The 19189-nt window shown below is 61.4% G+C and carries 15 protein-coding genes; 6 read left to right on the forward strand and 9 right to left on the reverse strand.

Going from position 1 to position 19189, the window contains the following annotated elements:
• Positions 1-210 precede the first annotated feature (210 nt).
• Both ACIPL2_RS30000 and ACIPL2_RS30005 read right to left on the reverse strand, forming a co-directional pair.
• The gene (locus ACIPL2_RS30000) at positions 211-1251 is read right to left on the reverse strand and encodes an AraC family transcriptional regulator (protein ID WP_401362927.1); all 1041 of its coding nucleotides are present in this window, start codon (positions 1249-1251) and stop codon (positions 211-213) included.
• Positions 1252-1254: 3 nt separating this feature from the next.
• Positions 1255-2385 (reverse strand): nitrilase-related carbon-nitrogen hydrolase, encoded by a 1131-nt coding sequence (locus ACIPL2_RS30005; protein WP_401362930.1) that lies wholly within the window; start codon positions 2383-2385, stop codon positions 1255-1257.
• A 204-nt stretch (positions 2386-2589) separates the two neighbouring features.
• Between ACIPL2_RS30005 and ACIPL2_RS30010 the strand changes: the two genes are divergently transcribed.
• A complete protein-coding gene (locus tag ACIPL2_RS30010) occupies positions 2590-4629 on the forward strand; it encodes an FAD-dependent oxidoreductase (RefSeq protein WP_401362933.1) in 2040 nt (679 codons plus the stop codon).
• Between the two features lie 157 nt (positions 4630-4786).
• Positions 4787-5713, forward strand: coding sequence for a 1-aminocyclopropane-1-carboxylate deaminase/D-cysteine desulfhydrase (locus ACIPL2_RS30015; RefSeq protein ID WP_401362936.1), 927 nt, complete (start codon positions 4787-4789; stop codon positions 5711-5713).
• Positions 5714-5832: 119 nt separating this feature from the next.
• Here ACIPL2_RS30015 and ACIPL2_RS30020 read toward each other — a convergent pair whose 3' ends face one another.
• The 3 genes from ACIPL2_RS30020 to ACIPL2_RS30030 form a co-directional block, all read right to left on the reverse strand.
• A complete protein-coding gene (locus ACIPL2_RS30020; RefSeq protein WP_401362938.1) occupies positions 5833-6393 on the reverse strand; it encodes a cytochrome b in 561 nt (186 codons plus the stop codon).
• 242 nt (positions 6394-6635) lie between these two features.
• Positions 6636-7463 (reverse strand): phosphonoacetaldehyde hydrolase, encoded by an 828-nt coding sequence (gene phnX / locus ACIPL2_RS30025; protein WP_401362941.1) that lies wholly within the window; start codon positions 7461-7463, stop codon positions 6636-6638.
• Between the two features lie 141 nt (positions 7464-7604).
• Positions 7605-8714, reverse strand: a complete 1110-nt coding sequence (locus ACIPL2_RS30030) for a 2-aminoethylphosphonate--pyruvate transaminase (protein WP_401362944.1) — start codon at positions 8712-8714, stop codon at positions 7605-7607.
• A 109-nt stretch (positions 8715-8823) separates the two neighbouring features.
• On the opposite strand from ACIPL2_RS30030, the gene ACIPL2_RS30035 reads away from it, so the two are divergent.
• Positions 8824-9687, forward strand: coding sequence for a LysR substrate-binding domain-containing protein (locus ACIPL2_RS30035; RefSeq protein WP_401362947.1), 864 nt, complete (start codon positions 8824-8826; stop codon positions 9685-9687).
• Between the two features lie 111 nt (positions 9688-9798).
• On the opposite strand, the gene ACIPL2_RS30040 is transcribed toward ACIPL2_RS30035, so the two are convergent.
• Positions 9799-10671, reverse strand: coding sequence for a LysR family transcriptional regulator (locus ACIPL2_RS30040; RefSeq protein ID WP_401362950.1), 873 nt, complete (start codon positions 10669-10671; stop codon positions 9799-9801).
• A 267-nt stretch (positions 10672-10938) separates the two neighbouring features.
• On the opposite strand from ACIPL2_RS30040, the gene ACIPL2_RS30045 reads away from it, so the two are divergent.
• Both ACIPL2_RS30045 and ACIPL2_RS30050 read left to right on the forward strand, forming a co-directional pair.
• Positions 10939-12261, forward strand: a complete 1323-nt coding sequence (locus ACIPL2_RS30045) for an MFS transporter (protein WP_401362953.1) — start codon at positions 10939-10941, stop codon at positions 12259-12261.
• Between the two features lie 76 nt (positions 12262-12337).
• Entirely contained in the window at positions 12338-13729 is a 1392-nt protein-coding gene (locus ACIPL2_RS30050; protein ID WP_401362956.1) for an FAD-dependent oxidoreductase, read from the forward strand.
• A gap of 3 nt (positions 13730-13732) precedes the next feature.
• On the opposite strand, the gene ACIPL2_RS30055 is transcribed toward ACIPL2_RS30050, so the two are convergent.
• Positions 13733-15163 carry a type VI secretion system Vgr family protein gene (locus tag ACIPL2_RS30055; protein WP_401362958.1) on the reverse strand — a complete coding sequence of 477 codons (1431 nt, stop codon included), beginning with the start codon at positions 15161-15163 and terminating at the stop codon, positions 13733-13735.
• 218 nt (positions 15164-15381) lie between these two features.
• Here ACIPL2_RS30055 and ACIPL2_RS30060 point away from each other — a divergent pair, with 218 nt between their 5' ends.
• Positions 15382-16089: a YebC/PmpR family DNA-binding transcriptional regulator gene (locus tag ACIPL2_RS30060; RefSeq protein ID WP_059406548.1), complete on the forward strand. Its 708-nt coding sequence runs from the start codon at positions 15382-15384 to the stop codon at positions 16087-16089.
• A 130-nt stretch (positions 16090-16219) separates the two neighbouring features.
• Here ACIPL2_RS30060 and ACIPL2_RS30065 read toward each other — a convergent pair whose 3' ends face one another.
• Both ACIPL2_RS30065 and zapE read right to left on the reverse strand, forming a co-directional pair.
• Positions 16220-17533, reverse strand: coding sequence for a protein kinase (locus tag ACIPL2_RS30065; RefSeq protein WP_401362963.1), 1314 nt, complete (start codon positions 17531-17533; stop codon positions 16220-16222).
• A gap of 196 nt (positions 17534-17729) precedes the next feature.
• Positions 17730-18854: a cell division protein ZapE gene (gene zapE / locus ACIPL2_RS30070; protein ID WP_401362966.1), complete on the reverse strand. Its 1125-nt coding sequence runs from the start codon at positions 18852-18854 to the stop codon at positions 17730-17732.
• Positions 18855-19189 lie beyond the last annotated feature (335 nt).

Consider the following 19189-nt stretch of genomic DNA (forward strand, 5'->3'; position numbering starts at 1 on the left):
TTTTATTAAGTAGCCGCTGAGTGTCGTGCCCGCGTCATTTTTCTTTCACGTGGGCACTTTATGCTCGGGGCGCTGGTCATTTATTCAGGCATTTTTTAAAACGAGCGTGGGGGATTTGAAATGGACGACTATCAAGAAGAGTTGCTTGAGTATCAGGCGTTTGAATTGGACCCGCTGGAACCGGCCGAAGACGCTACCGAGCTGTAAGCGTCAGGCGGTTTGGCGATGACTGCGGCGAAACTCGCCGGGTGTCTGGCCGTTCCAGCGTTTGAAGGCCCGTTGAAACGCTTCGGCTGAGGCAAAGCCCAGCAGGTAGGCGATTTCTCCGAACGCCAGTTCAGTGTCACGTATGTAGGTCATGGCCAGGTCGCGACGCGTGTCGTTGAGAATCGCGCGATATTGCGTGCCTTCTTCGGCGAGTTTGCGACGCAAGGTCCAGGTGGGCAGCTTCAGGCGTGCCGCCACTTCTTCCAGGTCGGGCTCCCGACCACCGTTGAGCAACGGCCCCAGCAGCGCAATGATCCGTTCGCGCAGGCTGCGGGTGCGTGTCAGTTGCTCCAGTTCCCGTTCACACAGTTGCAGCAAATGTCGCCAGGTACTCGGGCAATGCTCCGGGTTGCGTTGGGCGAGGCTGGCCAGGCTCAAGCGCAGTTGATTGTGCTCGGCGCCGAACTGAATCGGGCAATCCCCCAGCACGGCATAAGCCTCACGGTAATCCGGTGCCTGGAACTCGATCTCGATCCGTTCGGCGCGCAACGGGGTAGGGCTCAGGCTGGACAATTGCTGCAACCAGCCGGAAATGATCGAATCCACTACGAAGCGGTTGTAGGCGTTGTAAGGGCTGATGGAATAGAACCGCAGCCACGCGCCTTGAGCGTCTTCGTGAAAGCTCGATTGACCGCGATAATTGGAGCCGTACAAGGCTTCGAAGCGAATCAGGCAACGCGCCGCTTCGCGCACCGTCGGCGCCTGCGCGGCGGTGACCCCGGCCAGGCCGGCCTGACTCAGGCGACTGACCTGGCCCATGCGCAAACCCAGCGCCGGGTCGTTGGTCAGCGCAATGGCGCCGTGGCCCAGGCGCATGTAGCGCGGGATCGACAGGCGTGCGCTCGCTTCGCCAAGGCGCGCCGCATCCAGGCCGTATTGTTCAAGTAATGGTTGCGGGTCTACACCCTGGCTGCGCACGGCGTCCGCCAGGCTGTGAACAAAGCCCACTGACAGATCGCCGAGCCGCATCGGCTGCGGTTTCATCGCTTACAACCAGAGGTTCAGCAAACGCGCGCCACGGGCATTGCCGTCGGCGAACTGCTGCCCGTTGCTGCTGAGAAAGCTTTGACCGGCGCTGCCCTGGTCCCAGAATTGACCGCGCAAAAATACGCTCATGCCGGCAATGGCCTGGCTGCTGGGCGGTTGCGCGGTCAGTGTCAGACGGTGCCAGGCCTGGCCTTCGCTGAGTTCGCCGGCCTTGAGACTGACCGAGCCTGGCGTCAACAGGCCTTTGTAGCCGCGCCACGGTTTGTCCCATGTGCCACGCCCGATCACAAAGGCCGGGACCGCGATGAACTGCGCACCCTGACCGTCGAGCTTGCGGTAGTTGTCCGGGTACCAGCTGTCGCTGCCGATCAGGATGCCCAGGCGTCCGGCCGGGGTGTCGACCACGCTGAGGGTATGCTCGCCATTAGCGGCGATGACCTCGTGTTCAGCGAAAATCGGGTGCATCTGGCGCTGAGGCTGGCCGATCGGCAGCCCGTCGCGGCCGAACACCACGCTGCTGTTGTACAGCGCGCCACGGCCGATTTTCAGGGCTCCGTCAATGATGCTGGGCTCTGGCAGGACGATGGAGCCGGCCACCAGCGTCACGTTGAATTCCTTCGCCAGGCCACCGAACAGCGCCTGGTACTCCTTGGCCATGCCCTTGGCTTTCATGCGCAGGTGGGCGTCGTCCAGGCGACTGTCACCTTTGGCGCTGATCAGCGCCCGGAGGAATTTCAACGGGTTGCTCACCGCCAGCCAGTTCATCGCTTCCTTGAGCGTGGTGGCCTGGTACAGCTCGTCTTTCTCGCCGCTGACCATCAGCCACGTGCCGATATGTTCGGGCAGCACGACGATGGTTTTTTCATTCAGCAGGCCCTGGTCCCGGGCTTTCTGCAAATAGGCCGCGAGTTTGCGATGCAGGCGTTCGGGGCTTTGATAGTCGGTGGGAAACAACTCGGGCTGGATGCCCAGCAGATTGCCGCGATCGGCGGGCGTGCCTTGATCGACCGCGAGATTGATCCGCAGGTCCGACAGGTAATGACCCACCGGACGATCCGCCGCCCACATGGCGTAGGTCGTGAGGGCGGCGATCAACGCCATGGAGAATGTCAGGTACAGAAGTTTGCGCATGGGAAAACAGTCAACAGCCGTGTGCAGGGTTCGTCGACTAGGGTAGGGCCCATGCCCTCGCTTGCCAAGGGCTGCTGCGCATTTGGATCAATAAGTTGTCAGTTACGGTCATTGAGCGACGTCGGGAGTGCTCATAGTCTGTTGCACATGAGAGGGGCGCCAAAGAGCGCCCACATTTTTCCGTGATCGCTCGTGGAGTTACCGATGACCGCCGCTCATTACCCGCACCTGTTGGCCCCGCTGGACTTGGGTTTTACCACGTTGCGCAACCGCACCTTGATGGGCTCGATGCACACCGGTCTTGAGGAAAAACCCGGTGGATTCGAGCGCATGGCGGCGTACTTCGCCGAACGTGCTCGCGGCGGCGTTGGCCTGATGGTCACGGGTGGTATCGGCCCGAACGACGAGGGCGGCGTGTATTCCGGCGCGGCCAAGCTGACCACTGAAGAAGAAGCGCTCAAGCACCAGATCGTGACCCGCGCGGTGCACGAGGCGGGCGGCAAGATCTGCATGCAGATCCTCCACGCCGGCCGTTATGCCTACAGCCCGAAACAGGTCGCGCCGAGCGCCATCCAGGCGCCGATCAACCCGTTCAAGCCTAAAGAGCTGGACGAGGAAGGCATCGAGAAGCAGATCAGCGATTTCGTCACCTGTTCGTCCCTGGCGCTACTGGCCGAGTACGACGGCGTTGAGATCATGGGTTCCGAGGGTTATTTCATTAACCAGTTCCTCGCGGCCCATACCAACCACCGTACCGACCGCTGGGGTGGCAGCTACGAAAACCGCATGCGCCTGCCGGTGGAGATCGTGCGCCGGGTGCGTGAAGCGGTCGGCCCGAACTTCATCATCATTTTCCGCCTGTCGATGCTCGATCTGGTGGAAGGTGGCAGCACCTGGGAAGAAATCGTGCAGTTGGCCAAGGCCATCGAGCAGGCGGGTGCAACCATCATCAATACCGGCATCGGCTGGCACGAAGCGCGGATCCCGACCATCGCCACCAAGGTCCCGCGCGGTGCGTTCAGCAAAGTGACCGCGAAGCTGCGCGGTTCGGTGAGCATTCCGTTGATCACCACCAACCGCATTAACACCCCGGACGTCGCCGAGCAGATCCTGGCCGAAGGCGATGCCGACATGGTCTCCATGGCGCGGCCCTTCCTCGCCGACCCGGACTTCGTCAACAAGGCCGCCGCCGGCCGCGCCGATGAAATCAACACCTGCATTGGTTGCAACCAGGCGTGCCTCGATCACACCTTCGGCGGCAAGTTGACCAGCTGCCTGGTGAACCCGCGCGCCTGCCATGAAACCGAACTCAATTACCTGCCGGTGCAGCAGATCAAAAAAATCGCCGTGGTCGGTGCCGGTCCTGCGGGGCTGTCTGCAGCGACCGTGGCTGCCGAGCGTGGGCATCAGGTGACGCTGTTTGATTCGGCCAGTGAAATCGGTGGTCAGTTCAACATCGCCAAGCGTGTACCGGGCAAGGAAGAGTTCTTCGAAACCCTGCGCTATTTCAACCGCAAACTGCAGACCACCAACGTCGAGGTCTGCCTGAACACCCGCGTCGATGTGGCCCAGTTGGTCGAGGGCGGTTACGACGAGATCATTCTGGCCACCGGCATTGCGCCGCGTACGCCGGCCATTGAAGGCGTCGAAAACGCCAAGGTGCTGAGCTATCTGGATGTGATCCTCGAGCGCAAACCGGTGGGCAAGCGCGTCGCGGTGATTGGCGCCGGCGGGATCGGTTTCGACGTGTCGGAGTTTTTGGTTCACGAAGGCGTTGCCACCAGCCTCGACCGTGCCGCGTTCTGGAAAGAGTGGGGCATTGATACGCACCTTGAGGCGCGCGGCGGCGTGGCCGGGATCAAGGCCCAGCCGCATGCACCGGCCCGTGAGGTGTTCCTGCTGCAACGCAAGAAATCCAAGGTCGGCGACGGCCTGGGCAAAACCACCGGCTGGATTCACCGCACCGGTCTGAAGAACAAGCAGGTGCAGATGCTCAACAGCGTCGAATACCTGAAAATCGACGACGAAGGTTTGCACATCCGCATCGGCGAAACCGGCGAGCCGCACGTGCTGCCGGTGGACAACATCGTGATCTGCGCCGGGCAGGATCCGCTGCGTGAATTGCACGACGGTCTGGTCGCGGCGGGGCAGAACGTGCATTTGATTGGTGGCGCGGATGTTGCGGCGGAGCTGGATGCCAAGCGCGCGATCAATCAGGGTTCGCGGTTGGCTGCTGGGTTATAAGTAGGCAGGGTTAACGTACCAATGGCTTTCGCGAGCAAGCCCGCTCCCACACTGGATCTATGTCACGGCGAAGATCAAATGTGGGAGCGGGCTTGCTCGCGAAGGCATCCTTTGAGCGACTAGAATGCGGGCTCTTTCCGAGCACATTCAGGCGCCAATGCTTTTCCCTTCCGAACACTGGCTACCCCAAGCCCCGCTCCAACCCCTGCATCTCGACTGGCTCACCGCCGCCGGCATCGAAGTCGCGATCCTGCGCCTGGACCAGATCGACCCGCTGATCAGCGGCAACAAGTGGTTCAAACTCATCGAACACCTGAAAGCCGCTGACCTTGCCGGTGCCGAAGGCATCATCAGCCTGGGCGGTGCGCACTCCAACCATCTGCATGCACTGGCGGCCGCGGGCAAACGTTTCGGCTTCCCCACCGTCGGCCTGCTGCGCGGTCATCCGCAAGACACCCCGACGGTGAAAGACTTGCAGGCCTGCGGCATGCAAGTGCATTGGCTCGGTTATGGCGGCTATCGCGCGCGGCATGAAGCGGGCTTCTGGTTGCCGTGGCAAACCCGATACCCGACCTTGCAGCCGGTGCCGGAAGGGGGCGGCGGTTTGCCTGGCGCGCGCGGTTGCACGCAACTGAAGGCGCAGGTGGCCCAGCAACTGAACAGTTTGGGCTGGAGCGATTACGACGGCTGGTGGCTGGCCTGCGGAACCGGCACGACCCTGGCCGGCCTGGTGCTGGCCGAAGCGGGTCAGCATCCGGTTTACGGTGCGTTGGCGGTGCCCGACGACCATGGCGTGGCGCAGCAGGTCGAATCGATAGTGCGAGAGGCGGCTTTGGAACATCCGGCCTACGAGCTGTTCGACGCCAGCCGTGGCGGCTTTGCCAAAGTCGATCCGCTGTTGCTCGACTTCATTGAACAGACCGAGCAGGCCAGCGGCATTCCCCTGGAACCGCTGTACACCGGCAAAGCATTGTTGGCGCTCAAGCAACACGTTGAAACCGCAAGATTTGCACAGGGCACGCGCCTGATCTTCATCCACACCGGCGGCTTGCAAGGCCGCCGGGGTTTCAATCCCCAAACCTGAAAATCACCGCCAACCCTGTGGGAGCGGGCTTGCTCGCGAAGGGGCCGTGTCAGGCAACATTGATGTCTCTGACACGGCCCCTTCGCGAGCAAGCCCGCTCCCACAGGTTTTTGGGGGTGTCAGGTGTTACGGGGTTCACGCTTGGGCATCATCCGCAGCAAGGTGTTATCGCCCACCACGTAGTGATGATAAATCCCCGCCACGGCATGCAGGCCGATCAGCCAGTAACCAATCGTGCCGCCGAGTTCATGCCAGCCCTGGATCTGCTTGGCCAATGCTTTGTCTTCCGCAACCAGCAACGGCAGGTCGAAGCCGTAGAACATCACTTGATGACCTTTGGCGCTGGTCACCAGCCAGCCCAGAATCGGCATGGCGATCATGAAAATGTACAGCGCCCAGTGCATCAGTCTGGCCAGCACGGTCTGCCAGTGCGGTGATGCCGGGAAGATTTGCGGCGCCGGCCCCAGGCTGCGAGCGAACAGTCGCAGCCATACCAGCACGAACACCGTCAGACCCAGCATGAAGTGCGATTCAGTGATCAGCGCCCGACCGCCACTGCCTTTGGGGAAGACTCCACGAAATTCGATACAGGCGTAAACCAGCACCAGCAGGACCAGCATCAACCAATGCAGCGCGATCGACACGGTGCTGTAGCGCGAATCGGAGTTTTTCCACGGCATACGGCGTTCCTCACAGGTCGGGTCGAGCCACCGTTCTTGTTCGACGGTGTGCTTTAACTGTAATCCGTTTCGGAGGGTTTGCCTGAGGCGATCAATCGTAGACAGAAAAACCGCACAACCCCCGTAGGAGCTGTCGAGTGAAACGAGGCTGCGATCTGTTGATTTTGCTTTTTATACACAAGATCAAAAGATCGCAGCCTCGTTTCACTCGACAGCTCCTACGGGGGGCGTGGGGTTTTGGATCAGTTGGTTTGCGGCATCTCGCCGTTGGCCAGGCGCTTGTTGATGTCGGCGATCACTTCCGGCAGGTCGGTGATGGTGTCGATCATGTAGTGCGGTCGCGAGCCGGCGAACAGGGCGTGGATGCGCTTGCGTTCGCTGGCCAGGGTGTCGCTGCTGAGCGCGCGATAACCTTCGTAGTCCAGGCCCAGCGCGTTGCCCGAGCAGATCAACGCCACGGTCCACATGCCGGCGCGACGACCTTCGAGAATGCCCGGCACTGTGTCGTCGATCTTCACGCACGCCGCGACATCATCAATGCCCAAAGCGATGACGTTGGCCAAGGCTTGAGCCGGCCATGGGCGGCCATTCGGCACTTCATCGGTGGCGACCACGTGATCGGCGATGTAACCGTTGGTGGCCGCCAGCTCCACGACCTTGTCCATGACCTGTTTCGGGTAGCCGGAGCAGGAGCCGATCTTGATCCCTTGCTGACGCAGGTTGGCGATGGTGTCCAGCGCGCCCGGAATCAGCGCCGAGTGCTCGGCGATTTTCTCGATCTGCAAGGGCATGAAGCGTTCGTAGATGGCGGTGACGTCGTCATCGGTCGGCGTACGGCCGAAGGCCTTGCGATAACGCTCGGCGACTTGCGGCTGATCGCACAGGGTGCGGATGTGATCCCACTTGCCCATGCCCATCGGCCCACGGGCTTCTTCGATGGAGACCTGGACGTCGAACTCGGCGAAGGCTTCGACAAAAATCTGCGTCGGGGCGAAGGAGCCGAAGTCGACCACGGTGCCGGCCCAGTCAAGGATGGCGGCTTGGAGTTTGGTTGGGTTTGTATAGTTCATGTCTCAAATTCCTTTGTAGGAGCGAGCGATGCGGCGTTCAGACTTGCCCGCGAAGAACGATAACTGGGTCTAATTGATATACCGCGTCGCCTGTGTTCGCGGGCAAGCCTCGCTCCTACAGGTACGGGGTCGTTTTTAAAATCAGATGTCGAGGACTTCCATTTCGCGCAGCACGTCGGCCACCGCGGCCACGGCCGCGTGCATCTCGGCCTGGTTGACGTGGCCGATGCAGCCGACGCGGAAGGTTTCGACCTGGGTCAATTTGCCGGGGTAAAGGATGAAACCCTTGGCCTTGACGCGTTCGTAGAACTCCTTGAACTGGTAGCGCGGGTCTTTCGGCGCGTGGAAGGTCACGATGATCGGTGCCTGGATTTCGGCTGGCAAAAAGCTGCGCAGTCCGAGTTTGGCCATGTCATCGAGCAATACTTTGCAGTTGTCGGCGTAACGCTGGTGCCGCGCCGGCAAGCCTCCTTCTTCGTTGTACTGCAGCAGCGCTTCGTGCAGCGCCGCGACCACATGGGTCGGCGGGGTGAAGCGCCATTGGCCGGTCTTGGCCATGTAGGTGTGCTGGTCAAACAAATCCATCGCCAATGAGTGCGAGTTGCCAGCGGCATTGGCCAGTGCTTCTTTGCGAGCGAAGACAAAACCCATGCCCGGCACGCCTTCCAGGCATTTGCCGGAGGCTGCGATCAGGGCGTCGAACGGCACCTGTTGCGCGTCGATCGGCAGGGCACCAAAAGAACTCATGGCGTCGATGATCAGGCGTTTGCCATGTTGCGCAATGACGTGGGCGATTTCCGGCAGCGGGTTGAGGATGCCGGTGCTGGTTTCGCAGTGAATCAGTGCCACGTGGGTGATGCTGGTATCGGCACGCAGCAGGCGGTCGACGTCGGCGGCGGTGGTCGGTTCGTCTTCAGCGGTTTCGAAGGTGCTGAACGGACGGCCGAGCACTTCGCAGATTTTCGCCAGGCGTTTGCCATAAGCGCCGTTGATCAGCACCAGGACCTTGCCATCGCGCGGCACCAGTGTGCCGATCGCCGCTTCGACGGCGAAGGTGCCGCTGCCTTGCAAGGGCACGCAGTGGTGACTGTCGCCGCCGTTGATGATCGCCAGCAGTTGCTCGCAGAGGCTGGCGGTCAGTTGGTTGAAGCGGTCATCCCATGAACCCCAGTCGACCATCATCGCCTGACGGGTGCGGGCCGATGTGGTCAGTGGGCCGGGGGTGAGCAGGATGGGTTCGGCAGTACTCATTCTCGTGTCCTCGCAATCGATGGGATGAAGCTACGGGGCTTAAATTGCAATTTGCCGAGCTATCAATCAAATTGTTTGTTGTTATGCCAGCCATCAGCGAGGGTTATTCATGAACCTGTTCCAGCTCCGTGCCTTTGATGCGGTGGCCCGCGAGGGCAGTTTTACCCGGGCTGCCGCGCGATTGTTCATCAGCCAGCCGGCGGTCACCGGGCACATCAAGGCACTGGAGGAGCACTACCAGATCACCTTGTTGCGCCGCACCGCCCGCCGGGTGGAACTGACGGAGGAGGGCACCAAACTCGCGGCGATCACTCGCGCGATGTTTGGCTTGGCCGAAGAAGCGCAGGTGATGCTGGAGGCGAATCGGCAGTTGCTGACCGGGCGTCTGGAAGTGGCGGCGGACGGGCCGCACATGGTGATGCCGATGCTGGCAAGCCTGCGGGCGCGGTATCCGGGGATCACCGTGAATTTGCGCTTGGGCAACGCGCAGGAAACACTGGCGGCGCTGTTGTCGGAACATGCCGACGTCGCAGTGCTGACCGAGGTCGAGCCGCGCAAGGGGCTGCATCTGCAAGCGTTGAGCGAATCAAGGATTTGCGCGTTGGTGCCCGACAGCCATCCGTGGGCGCAGAAGTCGAAAGGGGTGCAGCTCAAGGAACTGGATCAGGTGATCATGGTATTGCGTGAGCCGACTTCGATTACCCGACGAACGTTTGATGAGGCGTGTGCCCAGGCCAAGGTTAATCCACGGGTGTTGCTGGAGCTGGACAGTCGCGAGGCAGTGACCGAGGCCGTCGCCGCAGAATTGGGTGTCGGGGTGGTGTCATCGGTGGAAGTCAGCCACGACCCACGGGTGGCGGCGGTGCCGATTATTGGTGAGGGGTTGGTGAATCGGCACATGATTGGCTGCATGGAACGGCGGCGGGACCTTCGCTTGATACAGGCCTTCTTCGGGTTGGCCCCAGCCAGATAGACCGCGGCGCGGCTTTCGCGAGCAAGCCCGCTCCCACATTTGACCGAGTTCCTCATGAACGAATGCGATCAAATGTGGGAGCGGGCTTGCTCGCGAAGGGGCCGGACCTGCTTAAACCAGGCTTTCGCGAACCATCTCCAGAAACGTCGCCACCACCCGCCGCGAACTCTGCTCGCGCAGGCACACCAGCGTCTCGGTCAATCGCCGTTTGCAATCGGTAATCGGCAACGCACACACCCGCGAATCCGCACCAAACTCGGCAGCCGAGACCACGCCGACACCAATCCCGACCACCACCGCCTCACGCGCCGCTTCCCGGCCTTCGACCTGAATCGCCGGGCGAATGCGAAATCCGGCCTGGGCCATTTCCTCTTCCAGGGTTTGCCGGGTCACCGAGCCGATTTCCCGCAGCACCAGCGGCGTGTCGTCGAGGTCTGCCAGGCAGATGGACTCGCGATCAGCCCAGGGATGATTGCGCGACACGAACGCCACCATCGGGTCATTGCGCAGCGGCAGCGAGATCAGTCGTTCGTCGCTGACATCGCGGCCCAGCAGCGCCAGATCGGCCTGATAGTTGAACAACCGAAACAACGATTCATCGGTGTTACCGGTTTCGATCTTCACGCTGATGCCGGGGTAGCGTTCGCAGAACCGCGCGATCTGCGGCAGCACATGCACCGGCGCATCGACGGCGAGGATCAGGCTGCCGGTCTGCAATGCTTGCGAAAATTGAAGTAACTCCTGCGCCTCGGCTTCGACGACAAACAGCCGCTGCGTGATGCTGAGCAAACGCTCACCCAGATCGGTCAGGCGCACCGAGCGTTTGTTGCGGTGGAACAGCAACACACCAAAACGTTCTTCGAGTTTGCGCACCTGGTCGGAAATCGCCGGCTGCGTCAGAAATAACCGCTCGGCGGCTTTGGTAAAGCTTCCGTGGACGGCCACGGCGTGGAAGGCTTTGAGCTGGGCGTGGGAAACCGACATCGAAACCTCCAGTAACAAGCTGAGCTTATATTGGAAATACGATAAATCGATTTCACTTATTAATCAGTAATTGTTTTTATCGACCTCAGCCCCGGTGACTGGTCAGTCGAACAGCAGCGGTGGCTATGAGCCTGGCGTGCAACAGCAGGTCTCATCTGACCGATATCGCCTCAGGGAAGCAGCGGTATCGAAGTGCTCAACAATAAAAAAACAGGCGTTATTTCTCAAATTCTGCCGGCACACTCACACCCTGAGGTCAGAACCACAATGAACAAGCACATCGGCACTATCAAGCGTTGGCGCGTGCAGATCTTCGCGATCACCTGGCTCGCTTACGCCGCTTTCTACTTCACTCGCAAAGCTTTTTCCGTGGCAAAACTGGGGATCGCCGAAGACCCCACCTTCATGCTCGACAAAATGGCCATGGCCAACCTCGACGCCATCTACCTCACCGCGTACGCCATCGGCCAATTCACCTGGGGCATTCTCGCCGACCGCTTCGGCCCTCGGGTCGTGGTGCTGGGCGGGTTGCTGATTTCCGCCGCCGCCGCGCTGGTAATGGGCAGCTTCGCCACGTTGCCGATCTTCGCCACGTGCATGTTGATTCAAGGGTTGGCGCAGTCCACAGGATGGTCGGGGCTGTGCAAGAACATCGGCAGCTTCTTTCCCGCCGAGCAACGCGGGCGGGTGCTGGGGTTATGGAGTTCCTGCTACGCCTTTGGCGGTCTGGTCGCGTCGCCGTTTGCGGGCTGGTGGGCGTATACGCTGATCGGCACCTGGCATGCGGCGTTCATTTCCAGTGCGGCGGTGGTTGGGCTGGTTGCCGTGCTGTTTTTTATTTTCCAGCGCAACAAACCGGAAGACGTCGGCTTGCCGGCGGTGGAACCGGAGCCGGAGCTGACGGCGGAACAGACCTACGCGCAAAGCAAGATCAGCGTTCTGGAGCCGTTAAAGGAAATCCTGCGCAACCGCACCGTGCTGGTTCTCGGCCTCGCGTACTTTCTGCTGAAACCGGCGCGCTACGCGATTCTGCTCTGGGGGCCGGTGATTGTCTTCGAGCAAATGCCCGCCGTGGGCAAGGTCGGCGCGGCGATTATTCCTACTGCGTTCGAACTGGCCGGGCTGCTCGGGCCGATCCTGCTCGGCCTGGCATCCGACAAGCTGTTCGGTGCCCGGCGCATGCCGGCGTGCGTGCTCAGCCTGCTGGCGCTGACCCTGACCCTGGCCTTGTTCATGGGCGCCTTGCACACCGGTAGCGTGTTGCTGGTGGTGGTGCTGTTGTTCGTCATGGGCCTGACGTTGTACGGACCGGACTCGATGATCAGTGGTGCGGCCGCGATCGATTTCGGCACCGCCAAGGCGGGCGCAACGGCGGCCGGTTTCGTCAACGGCTGCGGCTCGGTCGGGGCGATTCTCGGCGGGTTGCTGCCGGGCTATTTCGACTCGGTCACGGTGTTTATCGTCTTCGCCGGCTGCGCCATGTTCTCAGCCCTGGTGTTGATCCCGCACTGGAACAGCCGCCCGGCGGGCCTGCGCCCCGACAGCGCTTTCGTGCCTAACCAACCGATGACCGTCAAAACCCCTGCGTAGCTGAACCCCTTTCCCTCGCGGCTTGCTGCGCCTGCGGCAGGCCGGCGTGTGGATTCCTGACTGGAGATTTTCCCCCATGAGACCCTTTTGGCTGGACCAGGCCTTGAAGGCGGATGCATCCGAAACCTGTCCGGCACTGGACGGCGACACCCGCGCCGATGTCTGCATCGTCGGCGGCGGCTACACCGGGTTGTGGACCGCGATCATGCTCAAGGAACAGAACCCCGAACTGGATGTGCTGCTGATCGAGGCCGACATTTGCGGTGCCGGTGCCAGCGGGCGCAACGGTGGTTGCGCACTGTCGTGGTCGGCCAAGTACTTCACCCTGGAGCGGCTGTTCGGCGTCGAAGGAGCGGTGCGTCTGGTCAAAGAGTCGGAACGCAGCATCCACGCCATCGGCGCCTTCTGCGAGCAGTACGCGGTGGACGCCGATTACCGTCTCGATGGCACGCTTTATACCGCCACCAACCGCGCCCAATGCGGCTCGACCGACGCGGTGATTGCGGCGCTGGAACGCAACGGCATCAACTCTTTCACTCAACGGCCGGTGGCCGATGTGCAACGCATGGCCGGTTCCAGCAAACATTTGGAAGGCTGGTTTTCCCCGGCCGCTGCGAGTGTGCAGCCTGGCAAATTGGTGCGCGGTTTACGCCGGGTCGCACTGCAACTTGGGGTGAGGATTCATGAAAAGACCGCCATGACCGGACTGGAAGAAGGCAAGCCAGCGGGGATCAGAACCCCGAACGGCAGCATCCGCGCAGACCGGGTGGTGTTGGCAATGAATGCCTGGATGGCCCGGGCATTCCCGCAGTTCGAACGCAGTGTGGCGATCGTTTCCAGCGACATGCTGATCACCGAGCCGCGCCCCGACCTGCTTAACGAAATCGGTTTGACCAGCGGCGTCACGGTGCTTGATTCGCGAATTTTCGTGCACTACTACCACAACACCCCGGACGGTCGAATCATGCTCGGCAAGGGCGGCAATACCTTCGCCTACGGTGGGCGCATGCTGCCGGTGTTCGACCAGCCATCGCCTTATGCGGGTCTGTTGCAGCACAGCCTGGCGGAGTTTTTTCCGGCGTTTGCCGAGGTCAAGGTCGAAGCGACCTGGAACGGTCCTTCGGATCGCTCGGTGACAGGGTTGCCGTTTTTCGGCCAGATGAGTGCCAGCGGCAATGTGTTCTACGGTTTCGGTTATTCCGGCAGCGGGGTCGGGCCGTGTCACATGGGTGGGCAGATTCTCGCCTCGATGGTCCAGGGCCTGGACAACGCCTGGACCCGTTCGCCACTGGTGAATGGCCCGCTGGGCTTCTTTCCTCCGGAGCCGATTCGTTACCTCGGCTCACTGATGGTGCGCAACGCGATCCGCCGCAAGGAACGCGCCGAGGATCACGGGCGCCGGCCCCGGCATCTGGACGTGCGCCTGGCCAAGTTCGCCGCGGCGGCCGGCAAGGCTGACAAGGGTTGAGAGTCAAGGCCTGAGGTCGGGGCGATTGACCAGCCAATCGAGCAGCAAGCGGGTATCGCTGCGTGGCTCCGGTGTTGTCGCCCGCCGAGGCGTGTGAGTGCGGCCCAACCCGGCGCACAGTACCGGGCGGTCCGGGTCGCTGTCGAGAAAACTGATGAGCACATCACTGCCGGCCCTCGGCAGTGTCGACGGCTCGATCCGGGTGCACGGCGTGGCGAGGGCAATCGGTAGCCAGATGCCGATGGCTGGGTCTGGATCGTATTCCACGGTGGGCCACAGCCTGACCTGGATTCGCCCGCGATCATCCAGCATCGCCGGTTCCCCGGCAGCACCCAGCACCCGAGCGGGCTGATACCCCGGGATGCTTGGCCGGGGGTGTTTGAGCGCGGGCCGGAATACCGTTGACCAGGGAATGGCGGTGAACTGATTACGGTACGTCAGGGCGATATCGGCCTGGTCTGCGGCGAGAATCGAAGGCTGTTGCCCCTGATGTCGGGTCTCGGTGACCAGCCATTGATCATTGAAACTCGACAGTGGATGCTCGGCCACTTGCACGACCCGCGCGCTGTGGAGGGCGCTCTGGTTGCTTTGGCCATGGGCTTGCAAGTGCCGGCAACGCAGACGCTCCAGGTGTCGGCGGCTGCGCTGATCACGATGGCGCTGCTCGGGGGCGTGGCGTGGCAGCTTGGGCGGCGAGCCGGCGAAAGCGTGATTGGCCGCTCCGTCGTCGGCGTTCAGCGCGCCACGGTTGTGCGCATCGGCTTGCGGTGGCGCGGGCGGTGAGTCATGCCGCTGGAACAGTTCAGTGATTGTCGGCCGTGTCCTTTCGCCGCTGGCATCGTCCTCGAAGGCCATCAGCAGCGGCTCCTGGGGGAAACTCAGGCTGTCATCGGCCAGGACCAGAACGTGCCCGTCGCGATGATGTTCGAAGTGATAGTGGATGCCTTCTTCTTCGCACAGCCGTTGTAACAAGGCCAGGTCAGTCTCTTCGTACTGGATGCAAAAGGGCCGTAGCGGATAGTGCCCGTTCGCCAGCTCAAAGCGATAACTGCCCTCGGGCAGGTGATGTTCTTCGAACAACTGGTGCAGGATCATCGGCACGCTCAGGCGATGAAACACCCGACGTGAGCGTTGCCGGTCCAGCGCTTGCAGGTAGGGCACCAGCTGCAGTGTGTAGCCGATCCGGTGCGGGCCGCGATGTTCGCGGCTGACGCTGTGGAGCACGCCATGAACACCTTGGCCATCTCCCAGGCTGAGGAAAGCCGCCTGATGCAGCAGTCGGTCAAGGTTCATGGCCGGTGCCAGGCCGATCACTTCAATGTCAAATCGATACGGCTGGTTAAGGCCTTCTCGGCCACTGAACTGCACCACCTGCAAACTCAAATCGCCGTCGAGGAGTGTCAGGGTGAAGGGACTTTCCTTGTCGTTGTGCATCGATTGCGCTTCTGCCATGGGGACGGGCGCAGAGGGTACGAAACCATGGCGGTTTAAGGACATGGCAAATCGACATTTCAGAATCGCCCTACAACTGCCGGTGAAGATGTCGATGCGTCGTTGCAATTTTTTTGGTCGATTGCCAACTTTAGGCCGTATAAACTTGCGCCATGCGTCGGCCAATAGATGTCTCGGCGCCATAGACAAGAGAGTGAGTAATGGGCGCACAGTGGAAGGTTAAACACAAAGAAGCGGCATCTAACGCCAAGGGCAAGATCTTCGGCAAACTGGTGAAAGAAATCACCATTGCTGCCCGTAACGGTGCCGATGTGGCCACTAACGCACACCTGCGTCTGGTGGTCGAACAGGCTAAAAAAGCTTCGATGCCCCGCGAAACCCTGGAACGCGCGATCAAGAAAGGCTCGGGCCAGCTCGGCGAAACCGTGCAATACCATCGCGTGACCTACGAAGGTTTCGCGCCGCATCAGGTGCCGCTGATCGTTGAGTGCGTGACTGACAACATCAACCGCACCGTCGCGGAAATCCGCGTGGCGTTCCGCAAGGGCCAATTGGGCGCTTCCGGTTCGGTGGCGTGGGACTTCAACCATGTCGGCATGATCGAGGCGTCCCCGGACAGCCCTGACGCTGACCCGGAAATGGCCGCGATCGAAGCCGGTGCCCAGGATTTCGAGCCGGGTGAAGAAGAGGGCACGACCCTGTTCCTGACCGAGCCTGCGGACCTCGATGCGGTGCAGAAAGCGCTGCCGGAGCAAGGTTTCACGGTGTTGTCGGCGAAGTTGGGTTATCAGCCGAAGAACCCGGTCACCGGTCTGAGTGATGAGCAGATGGCTGAAGTCGAAGCGTTCCTTGAAGGCCTCGATAACCATGATGACGTGCAGGACATGTTTGTCGGGTTGGCGGGTTAAGTCATTGTGTCAGTGACGGCTCTGGCGTCTGACAGGCCGTCATCGCGAGCAGGCTAGCTCCCACATTGACCGCATGAATATTGGAGATCAAATGTGGGAGCGAGCCTGCTCGCGATTGACCGCGAAGCGGTCACCAGCCATTCAACGCCCGCACAATCTCGCTGAACCCCGGCCGCGTCAGCACATCCGCCTGACAGCAGCGCTGCTGTAAATCTTCCAACTGCCGACATCCCTCATCGCTCAACCCCGAGTCGATCCGCTCCAGCAATTCCCCCAGCAACACCCCGAACGCACGCACTTCGATCCGCTGCAACGCGCGGCTTTCAAGGTTATCGGTGGTGGCATGGAAAGACGCGGCGCCAAAATCCCCCAACAGGCAATCGCCTTGCTCGTCCCACAAAATATTGTGGCCGTAGAGGTCGCCGTGGGTGATGCCGTGTTGGTGCAAATGCTCGGCCACCGACGCGATGCCACTGGCGATGCGCAAGGCTACGCCGGCGCTGAAACGGGTGTCGTTGGCGTAGATGTCACGGGTGCAAGACGCCAGGCTCGGCAATCCGGCCAGGTTGCGATAACTCGTATCGATCAGCTGCATCACCAGCCCGGCCTGATCGAGCGGATGCCCGACGATCCGCCCCTCGACCCGGATCAGGTTGGGGTGGCTGCCTGCGGTGATGCAGGCGTTCATTTCGTGCAGTGGCGAGCCATCGCTGGTCATTTCGCCTTTGTAGAGTTTGATCGCGACCGGCATGGCTGGACGGTCCGGTCGTTGCCACATTGCCTGATGAATCACCCCCGAAGCACCTTCGCCCAATTGCTGCCCCAGATGCAGTTCAGACCAGGGAATGCTCGGGGTCGCTTCAAGGGCGGCGGCGTCGGCTTCGGTTTCCAGCGGGTTACCGGCATAGGCCAGCCAGGTCAGGCTCGGCAGGGTCAACAGCCACTCGGGCAGCTCGGTCAGCCGGTTGGCGGCGATGCGGATCAGTTCGAGCCGATGGCAGTGACGCAAGCTCTCGGGCAAGTGCCGCAAGCGGTTACCGGCCAGCATGAGTTTTTGCAGGTGCGGGCGCTCCCCCAATTCGGTCGGCAGCGCTTCGATGCAGTTGTCGGTCAGGATCAGCCAGCGCAACAGCGGCGGCAGGGCGGCGGCCGGGACCGTTTCGATGCGGTTGGCCTTGAAGCCTACCATGGTCAGCACCGCGCACTGGCCCAGGCCGGCGGGCAGTTCGGTGAACTGATTGTCCGAGCAGAACAACACGCGCAGGCGGGTCAGGCGGTGCAGGTCGTCCGGCAGGCGGGTCAACGCATTGCCTGTGAGGTTGAGCACCTCCAGCGAGTCGGCCAGGTCGAAGATTTCCTGCGGAAATTCGGTCAGTCCGCAGGCGAGGTCCAGGCGGGTGATGCCCGACAATTGACCGGCGCGCAGTTGTGCAAGGGTATCCATGAACAGATTCGCTATTGATCGAGAATAGGGCGCAGGGCCTGGGAGTGGGCGACATATTAGCGGGAAAGTTGTGTTGACTGTCAGGCTGCCTTCGCGAGCAAGCCCGCTCCCACATTTGATCTCCAGTGTTTACGCGGTCAATGTGGGAGCGGGCTTGCTCGCGAAGGGGCCAGCCGCCCAAACCGAAGAGTGTGGATCAGATCGCTCCCTTGATTTCGACCAACTGCCCCAGCCGACTCCGCGTACGCGCCAAGTCAATGGCATCGCCCCCCAGGCTTTCGCGCAATGACCGTTGCCCGAGCAGAATCAAATGCTTGTCCTGGTCGTACAAGACGTCGACCAGATTGATAAAGCGCTGCTGGGCGGCGATGGAACAATCGGCAAGGTTGGGCAGTTCATCGATGACCCAGTGATCGAAACGCCGGCACAGCTCCAGGTAGTCCATGACGGCAGTGGGTTGATCGCACAAATCGCCGAAGGTGAACCCGATGGTGCGCTCGACACAATATCGCGCTTGCAGATGCCGGGTCCCGACGGCCAGCGCGAGGGCCGGCGTTTTGTGTTCGGGCAGGTTCAGCGCCTGTCGCTGCGCCGCCGTGGCCGGCCAGATGTATTGGCCTTGAGTGAACAATTGTTGGGCGTGGGTTCTGACCTGACTGCGGTAATCGTGAGGGCCGCCGACCTCCAGGACTTGCATGCGCGCGTTGATCAGGTCGATCACCGGTTTGAAGCGCGCGTGGTACAGCGGGTTGGGCAGCAGGCCTTCCGGTGGGTAATTGGAGGTGACCAGCAGCAGAATGCCCCGGCGAAACAGCGCCTTGAACAGCCGCGTGATGAGCATCGCATCGCCGATGTCGTGGACGTGAAATTCGTCAAAGCACAGCACCCGGCAATCGCGCAGCAGTTCATCGAGGGTGGTCGCTAGCGCATCGGGCTGATTGCGATGGGTGAACATGCCCTGGTGCAGTTGGGCAAAAAACTGATGGAAGTGCAGACGCTGTTTTTCCGCGATCGGCAGGGCCTGGAAAAAACCGTCCAACAGCCAACTCTTGCCGCGCCCGACGGCGCCGTGCAGGTAAAGACCGGGCAGTGTTTTCGCCGAGGTACCGAGCAGCGCCGTGGCGTGCTGCGCCATGCAATCGATCACGCGCTGCTGGCTGTGGCTGAGGGTGTAGCCCTGGGCGTGGGCCTTGTGGTGGAAGTAGTCGTGGATGACTCGACTGCAGGCACTGGCTGGCGCGACCGATGCCTTGCCGAACAAGCGGCGTAGCGTCGGCCAGCGTGCGGTGAGTCGCGAACGGTTGGGCAGTCGAACGGCCACTGTGATGTCACCCCCGTGATCTTCAGCCCGGCTTACCGGACTGCGGCGGCGTAGTGTAACCAAACGGGGAATTTTCATTCCAGTGGCGTCGACGAAACCCTCGTGGCAAACGCAACCTTGTAGCAGCTGGCGAAGCCTGCGTTCGGCTGCGCAGCAGTCGTGAAATCAGGCGGCCCGGTTTTTCAGATACACCGCGTGTGCCGGATTTACGACTGCTGCGCAGCCGAACGCAGCCTTCGGCAGCTGCTACATCTATGGTTACCCCCTTTTCTGCAATACTGTTTTTGATGCGTGTTTGGCTTGCTTTCATCTATCCGGCGTCTGAGTGGGGTTAT

The sequence above is a fragment of the Pseudomonas sp. NPDC086251 genome (genome assembly GCF_044746405.1).
Classification (GTDB): Bacteria; Pseudomonadota; Gammaproteobacteria; order Pseudomonadales; family Pseudomonadaceae; genus Aquipseudomonas.

Excerpts from the sequence above, each read along its gene's own strand:
- ACIPL2_RS30010 (WP_401362933.1), top strand. The coding sequence starts at position 2,590 with ATGACCGCCGCTCATTACCCGCACCTGTTGGCCCCGCTGGACTTGGGT.
- ACIPL2_RS30005 (WP_401362930.1), bottom strand. The coding sequence starts at position 2,385 with ATGCGCAAACTTCTGTACCTGACATTCTCCATGGCGTTGATCGCCGCC.
- ACIPL2_RS30040 (WP_401362950.1), bottom strand. The coding sequence starts at position 10,671 with ATGTCGGTTTCCCACGCCCAGCTCAAAGCCTTCCACGCCGTGGCCGTC.
- ACIPL2_RS30055 (WP_401362958.1), bottom strand. The coding sequence starts at position 15,163 with ATGCACAACGACAAGGAAAGTCCCTTCACCCTGACACTCCTCGACGGC.
- phnX (WP_401362941.1), bottom strand. The coding sequence starts at position 7,463 with ATGAACTATACAAACCCAACCAAACTCCAAGCCGCCATCCTTGACTGG.
- ACIPL2_RS30000 (WP_401362927.1), bottom strand. The coding sequence starts at position 1,251 with ATGAAACCGCAGCCGATGCGGCTCGGCGATCTGTCAGTGGGCTTTGTT.
- ACIPL2_RS30020 (WP_401362938.1), bottom strand. The coding sequence starts at position 6,393 with ATGCCGTGGAAAAACTCCGATTCGCGCTACAGCACCGTGTCGATCGCG.
- ACIPL2_RS30065 (WP_401362963.1), bottom strand. The coding sequence starts at position 17,533 with ATGGATACCCTTGCACAACTGCGCGCCGGTCAATTGTCGGGCATCACC.
- ACIPL2_RS30060 (WP_059406548.1), top strand. The coding sequence starts at position 15,382 with ATGGGCGCACAGTGGAAGGTTAAACACAAAGAAGCGGCATCTAACGCC.
- ACIPL2_RS30015 (WP_401362936.1), top strand. The coding sequence starts at position 4,787 with ATGCTTTTCCCTTCCGAACACTGGCTACCCCAAGCCCCGCTCCAACCC.
- ACIPL2_RS30030 (WP_401362944.1), bottom strand. The coding sequence starts at position 8,714 with ATGAGTACTGCCGAACCCATCCTGCTCACCCCCGGCCCACTGACCACA.
- ACIPL2_RS30050 (WP_401362956.1), top strand. The coding sequence starts at position 12,338 with ATGAGACCCTTTTGGCTGGACCAGGCCTTGAAGGCGGATGCATCCGAA.
- ACIPL2_RS30035 (WP_401362947.1), top strand. The coding sequence starts at position 8,824 with ATGAACCTGTTCCAGCTCCGTGCCTTTGATGCGGTGGCCCGCGAGGGC.
- ACIPL2_RS30045 (WP_401362953.1), top strand. The coding sequence starts at position 10,939 with ATGAACAAGCACATCGGCACTATCAAGCGTTGGCGCGTGCAGATCTTC.